Here is a 7073-nt window from a genome sequence, read left to right on the forward strand (position 1 = left end):
ACAAAGTATTGCGGCCTAAAACGGGGCTGTATACTGTTTGGGTAAACTGCGTATTGGTGGCAATTGATTCGCGGTCGTCGGGCAGGTTTTTCAAACAGCCGCTAATACCAACCGATACTATCAGCGCCGCTAAAAGAATGCTAAGTGCTGTTAATTTGTATGTATGTTTCATTGTTTTAGCTTTAGTGATTAATCCTTGTTACAAAATCGCCGAAACCAAAATCATGACCGGGCGCAATAACATTCACCGTGGCATTGTTGGTTTTTATGTTTACCGCATTGGTTGGCGTGCTTTGCCAGTACCTCACGAAAATTGAGTTTTTGGGATCGGTAAATGTGATGATGCCCGGCCCGCCACCATTAAAACCAGATGCATTTGCCTTGGTATAGGCCACATGCATGTGGTAGCCATATTTGAGGCTTTTGATCTGCAAACCGTCCGAATAGCTTTCAAAATCGGCAGTGGTGAGCTTGCCGGGGATGATATATTTACACAGCATGGTATCCAGCTGCGCCAGATCGGCATTGGCCAAATAAATGGGGGCTTTGTTGGTCTTTCTCCGTACCTCATTCAGGCTCTCTACCGAGATCTGAAAACTTTTATTGGTTACAGCAAACAGGGTTATGTTTTGATGCTGTAATGAGTCTTTGAGGGCCGGCAGCCTGTTAAGCACTACCAGCAGCGAATCGTAAACGCCGGGCTGAGCCTGAAGATAGTCAAGCGCGTTACCATTAAACTCCTTTAAGGTATTTTGGTAATCGTAATAGGTTTTGTCGGTTTTCTTGCAGGCAAACAGCGTGGTGCCAAGCAGCAATACCATCAGCGCGCGGAAGAAAACAATATTTTTATTTCTCATCTCTATATGTGTTTAAGCATAAATTTTTGACAATTGGCTATGAGCTTCGGGCCTATTTCCAGTAGCTGTTTTGCGTAAGCTGGTTATTGGCATTAAGCACATCCGTGGCTATGGGCCAGTAGATCCCTTTTCTATTTATCAGGTCGTTAAATGCGGTGTTGTTGCCTTTTATCTTGTTGTAGCGTACCTGATCGTACCATCTCCAGGCTTCGCCCATGAGCTCGCGGCGGCGTTCATCAAATATTTCCTTAATGAGGTCTTTATCGGGCCCGTCTGAAAAAGTGGCTACTCCCCTGCTTTTCCTGATCACGTTCAAGAGGCTTATCGCGTCCTGCCGCTGGCCTAAAACGGCCAGTGATTCGGCACGCAATAAGGCCAGTTCTTCCAGGCGGGTGAAAATGATATTGGAACTGTAAACCGCGAAATTGCCGTTAGTTGAGCCGCCTCTTAACACCTTGATCTTGCTGAATACCGGGGTTTCGCCGCTGTAGTTCACAAAATAGTTGGTTCGTGACAGGCCTGAAATGGTATCCAGACCAAAGCGCTGATCGTTAGGGTCGGTAAAAGCGCTGGCAATGGTATCTTTGGGCACATACAGATCGGGCGTTTGCTTAGTAATGAGCGGTGCGGCCAATACCAGCTGCTCAATATGACCGTTGGTAGTCGATTCGCCGTAGAGGTCATTAAAGCCAAAGCAAATGATCTGGTTGTTTGATGCGCCGTTAAAAATCCCGTCCGAACTGGTAAGCTCTGTAATAGTTGAGTAGGCGATGTTGGCTTTGGCGTAGTTTTTCATGATGAAATCTGTATATACAGCTGCATCAATGTAATGCGACTGCCACGCGGCAATGTGCGCCAAAACTGCATAAGCCGAAATTTTGGTGAACAACGCCCCTCTCCAGCGGTCGGCATCATAGCCATAGTATAAACCCGGCAGCAGGTCGTTTCCCTCGGCACCGTATACATATGGCAAATCCTTGGCGGCGGCCACCAGTTCCGATTCGGCATAAACCAACACCTTGGCCTGATCTGTACGGGCTTTGGCCTGAAAACTGCCGTCATCATGCGATGAGGTGATCAGCGGCACATCGCCCCAGATCCTCACCATATAAAAATAGGCGAATGCTCTCAGCGCACGGGCCTGGGCCACATCAACCTTGTAGTTAACTTCGGTATAACGCTTATCAACAGCCAGCACCCCGGGGGCACGTTCTATCAGTAAACTGGCATTGTTTATCACCGCGTAAAAGGCACGCCAGCTGGTAATATCCTGCAACAGCGGGAAAGATGCGTTCAGGTTGCCGTTAACAATGGCTTTTAGGTCCGACCGGTTGGTTGCCGCAAAATCCCCCTGCCTAAACTCGCCCCAAAGCCAGTGTGCATTATTATCAGCAAGGGCGGCACGCATTAAACCATAAGTAGCCATGAGTCCCGAGCGGGTATCCTGCAGGCTTGTCCAGTGCCCGTCCTCTTTTGCAAGCCGGGTTGAATCAACATCAAGCGACTTTTTGCATGATACATTCAGGCACAGGGCAGCAACCAGCAGTAACATGCCGATTGTTTTGTTTGCACTAATGTGTCTGTTTATAAAAGATATCATATTCAATAATTTTTATTTGTTAATACTATAAATCCAACTTAATGCCCAGGATATAGGTACGCGGAATGGCCATGCCATAACCGTTGTATATGCCGTTATAATCAATCAGTTCCGGGTCGCTACCTGTAAATGAGGTGACCGTTACCAGGTTATTGGCGGTTACATAGATGTAGGCCCTTTTTATGGACGATTTCATTTTTTTGATAAAACCGGCCCTGGTAAGGTCATATCCTACTGATACTGTCCTTAACTTGGCATATGAGGCATTTTCCAAAAACAGGTCCTGATCTAAGCGATAAGGCACCACGCTGCTCCATGGGTTGTATATGGGATATTGAATTGCTTTGGGGTTTTGCTGCCACGAAAAAATTTCTTTGATAGAGTTGATATCATTACCGGATTCGCGGTTAATAAAATCATACTGTGAAGCAGCCGACTGGTTAAGGGCCTTTTGACCAACTGCAAAAATGATATTGAAATTAAGGTCGAAATTACCGTAGTGAAAATCATTTGACCAGCCTCCGGTAAGCTTAGGCATAGCGTTGCCTTTTAACACCTTATCGTTTTCGTCAATCACATAATCGCCGTTCACATCTTTCCATTTAGGGTCGCCGGCCTTTAGTGGTGTACCCTGAAAAGAGAGGCGTTTGCTGTTGGCCGGGTTAACAGGCACTTCGCTGTCTGTATTGTAAATACCCTGGTTTTGGTAAATAAAGAACTGATCAATTGGCTGGCCAACCTTAAGTTTCATATCGCCTATAACCAACTGATCAAGACCGTTTGGCAACGCCGTTAACTTGTTGCGGTTAAAGTTGAGGTTGATACCCGATGTCCAGTTTAAACCGGCCGATGATTTTAAGATGGTTCCGGCCAAACCTAATTCAACACCGGTGTTTCTTACAGCCATGCCGCTGGCATAACTGCTGGTGTAGCCATACTCCTGCGGTACAGGAATATTGAGCAGCATGCGCTTATCATCCTTGATGTAGAAAGTTGCCGATGCATTTAAGCGGCCTTGTAATAAAGATGTATTAAGGCCAAGATTTAACTGATCGGTATAGGTCCATTTTAAATTATAGCCTACCCAGCCACTGGTGTATGGCCTTGATACAGCGGCCACGCCATTATAGCCGGGAATGGTTGGCTCAGCGTCCCAACCTATCTCCACGCGGTATTGCGGACCGGCGGCAAACCTGTCGTCGGTAAAAGGTTTGCCTATTCTTGACCAAGAGGCATTAAAGGAGAGGTCATCAAACAGGTTGCTGTTTTTCAGGAATTGATTTTTGAGGTTCCATTGCCCGCTAAAAGCCGGCGATATAAACCAGCGGCTGCCTGGCTGCGCGTTTGAAGAGGCATCATCACGTACCAGGGCGGTAAATGATAACAGGTCTTTATAGGCATACCTTGCCGAACCATAAACAGAAAATAAACGGGCCTGCTCTTTATCAATATAACGGTACACCAGGTACGCAACAGGTTTCAGGTAATTGGCCGAATCGGTATTGCCCTGAACAACGTTGATCTTGATGAAATCATTGGGGCCGTTGTAGGCGTTGGCATAGTTGTATTTATGTACATCGGTTTGGTATGACTGGCCAGCTGCAAAAACAAATTTGTGATCTTTACCAAGCTCCTTAGTATAGTTAATACTGTTGTCGATTTTAAAGCGCTGGTTATAGCCTAAATAATTAGATACGTAATTATTACCCTCCATTAAGGTTGAAGGATAAAACACATCCCTTGTACCCTGGTTATAGTCAAAGCTGAGGTTAGAGAGAATTTTTACTTTTTTCAGGTCCACACCCAACGACAGGTAGCCGTTAACAACGGTGGTTCTGTTATTGTCGATGTTTTTATCGTACTCGTTTAATAAAGCCTGGTAGGTAGTTGCACTTGGGGGCAGCGGGTTGTACAGATCGGGGATGTAGCGGGTTTCGGCAAAGCGATCGCGCAGGTTGCGGTTTCTGTCGCGGTCCATACGGTTGGCATTAACCATACTTGATATGGTTAGCCAGCTAAACGGCAGCATATTGATCTGGAACGATGCCGTGTAACGGTTCAGCGCGGTATTATCGGCATTACCGGCATTAGTGGTAGCTGAGCCAAAGAAACGGAAGTTGGCCCGGTCTGATCCGCCGGTCAATCCCAGATCGAGCGAGTGAATGGGTGTATTCTGATAATACAGGTCGTTCCACCTTGCCGGACCATAATAATCCGTATTGGTTGAATCCCTTAAATAACCGGGATAATTCAGATAATCACTTTCGGTAGCATATTTCTGGTAAAAGGGTTTGCGGAACAGGTTCTCATACTCGGCATTGGTGGTATTTACCCTGCTGGCCTGTACAAAACCAAAATAGCTGTTCACATTCAACTGCCTCACGCCTGATTTGGCAACCTTGGTAGTGATCCAAATGGCACCATTTGCTGCATTGGGCCCCAGTTTGGCCAGCTCAAGCGGATCTTTAATAACCTCTATGGAGTTGATGTTGCTTGCATCAATACCGGCGAGCAGGTTGGTGGCAGGCCCTATACGGTTAAAATTGTATTTCTGAATATCATAAACAAACGAGCTTTCCTGGATAAGCGGAATACCATTCACATAAACAGTGGGCTGCTGATTGTAAATATCATTTTTGCTGAACAAGGGCGATGATAAACCGCGAATAATCATGCTTTGCTCGGTACCGGGTTCGCCGGTGGTTTCCTGAACGTATAAGCTGGGGACATTCCCTTTCAGCATTTGCTGTAATGACAGGTTGGGGCTAAGCTTGGAGATCTCCATATTAAGAGAATCCTTTAAGCCCTTTACTAAAGCCCGGCGTATTTTTACCGATATTAATGTATCGGCCTTCTTTTTGGCAGTATCAGTAGTATCCTGCCAAAAACAAGTGTTGTAATTAAAAGCAGCAGCCTTATATGTTACTGCATATCCCCTGGCAACACCAAAAGGTAATAGCAGGGCCATATAAATAACGGCTGTACTAATTCGGTTCATTTTCATTCGCATTGATTAATTTTATTGATAAAGCTTTGTTAAACTGGTTTGAACTTTTAGGACATAGCTATCCTGCCGCCTGAAACGAGTGTGTTTCTGGCGCGGAATTATGAACGCTTAAAATTTATTGGGGAACGAAAAATTAATCGTTAACCATGACGATGAATGCCTCCCGGGGGAGCTGTAAATTCAAAATGTTGATTTTTGAATAGTGAGGTGTAAAGGTTTTGATCATATATATTGTATGTTAAAGGATTTGCAAACAGGCCCAGATCCCTGGCGGATATGGTTTGGTTTAGTAAATGGTAACCGTAAGCTAAAATCAAACGTTACCTAACTGAATAGTGAACTGATGTTCAGGTCATTTATCTAAAACTAAATAATTGGTTTTGGATAATTCTTTTTGTTGTCAACGCAAACGATTGATTAGCTCAACCATTATTATGGCTATTTCACCTATACCAGCAACATGGCCAAGGTTAATTAATCATTAAAAGAATATAAATTTCATTTTAGTTAAGCCGTGAATTTTAGCCGGCCATGCCCACCTTAGGCCCAAACAGCAAACTTGGAATGAATCAAAACAGGGATAAAATGTTACTTTTTATTGTTACACAACCGTTTGTATATATTAAACAGGTAATATTTTAACAAATGTATTTGTAACAGGAAGCTTCAGCATAAATCCTACTACCGGGTATTGGGTGTGCCTGGAAACCAACAATTAACGTAGCACAACTATTACGCAAACGTTTGAAATTTAAATAAACAGGTCATAATTTAGCAACCTACAGGCAAAATCCATCCTTGCGGGTTAACTGATAACAAAGCCATATCATTACTTTGGTTTCTTTTGTTGATTTTCTGGAATAGCCTGTAACCTTTTGATTACATAAACTACCTGCCGGCACTATTATTAAATCCAGCCTTTATTTTATGCTAACGTTTGCACAGAGGTTTAATAGTTCATTTAAACTGCAATGGTTTCATTTGTAAATAACTATAAATGTAAACTTTACCACTATGCTAAAATTGTTTAAACCTTTTTTACTGGCTCTTGCTTTAGCTGCTCCCCTTTCGGCTGTATACGCGCAGGCTGTTGATACTGCAAACAGTGTTACCGTTCCTGTATCGGGCAGCGGGTATGCAGTTAACCATAATTATTACAGGGTATATTTTCTTACCAAACAAAACGGGGCCTTACAGGTGGCGCTTAAAGCAAGAGACCAGGATGGCGCCAAAATAAGTTGCAGGCTTGATGCCCAGGGCAAAACCACCGTCATAAAAGTACAACCTTCAACAGCCTATAGCCTGGTACCTGTATCAACATACGCCATAACCAAACCCGGCTATCATTTTATTGAGATAAAACAAAACGAAGGCAACAAGCTACCCGATGTTTCGGCAGCCGTGCTTTCGGGTACAGCGGCGCAGGATGTTAAATTTAACAACAGCCAGTATAAAGGCGCTCCTGCAACACATCTCACATATAAAGTTCCGGGTGATAGCGTTGCGGCCTGGTTTTACAGTGAGGTATCGGTACCTAAAATAGCCGACACCTCGGTTAACGCTTATTATGAAACCAACGGCTTTAGCGGTGGCTATATGGGCATACAGC

4 protein-coding genes are annotated in these 7073 nt (G+C 44.3%); 1 reads left to right on the forward strand and 3 read right to left on the reverse strand.

Features of this window, described 5'->3' with window-relative positions; genetic code table 11:
- Nucleotides 1–182 precede the first annotated feature (182 nt).
- From VF500_RS07360 to VF500_RS07370, 3 genes are all read right to left on the reverse strand, one after another.
- Nucleotides 183–857: a hypothetical protein gene (locus VF500_RS07360; RefSeq protein ID WP_330859051.1), complete on the reverse strand. Its 675-nt coding sequence runs from the start codon at nt 855–857 to the stop codon at nt 183–185.
- Between the two features lie 52 nt (nt 858–909).
- Complete coding sequence (locus tag VF500_RS07365; protein WP_330859052.1) at nt 910–2409, reverse strand: RagB/SusD family nutrient uptake outer membrane protein; 1500 nt, start codon at nt 2407–2409, stop codon at nt 910–912.
- 73 nt (nt 2410–2482) lie between these two features.
- Nucleotides 2483–5455 carry a SusC/RagA family TonB-linked outer membrane protein gene (locus VF500_RS07370; protein WP_330859053.1) on the reverse strand — a complete coding sequence of 991 codons (2973 nt, stop codon included), beginning with the start codon at nt 5453–5455 and terminating at the stop codon, nt 2483–2485.
- Nucleotides 5456–6478: 1023 nt separating this feature from the next.
- Here VF500_RS07370 and VF500_RS07375 point away from each other — a divergent pair.
- Nucleotides 6479–7073, forward strand: a 595-nt coding sequence (locus tag VF500_RS07375) for a DUF5077 domain-containing protein (protein WP_330859054.1), incomplete at its 3' end; no start/stop codon positions are given.

This window comes from Mucilaginibacter sp., from assembly GCF_036383575.1.
Taxonomy (GTDB): Bacteria; Bacteroidota; Bacteroidia; order Sphingobacteriales; family Sphingobacteriaceae; genus Mucilaginibacter.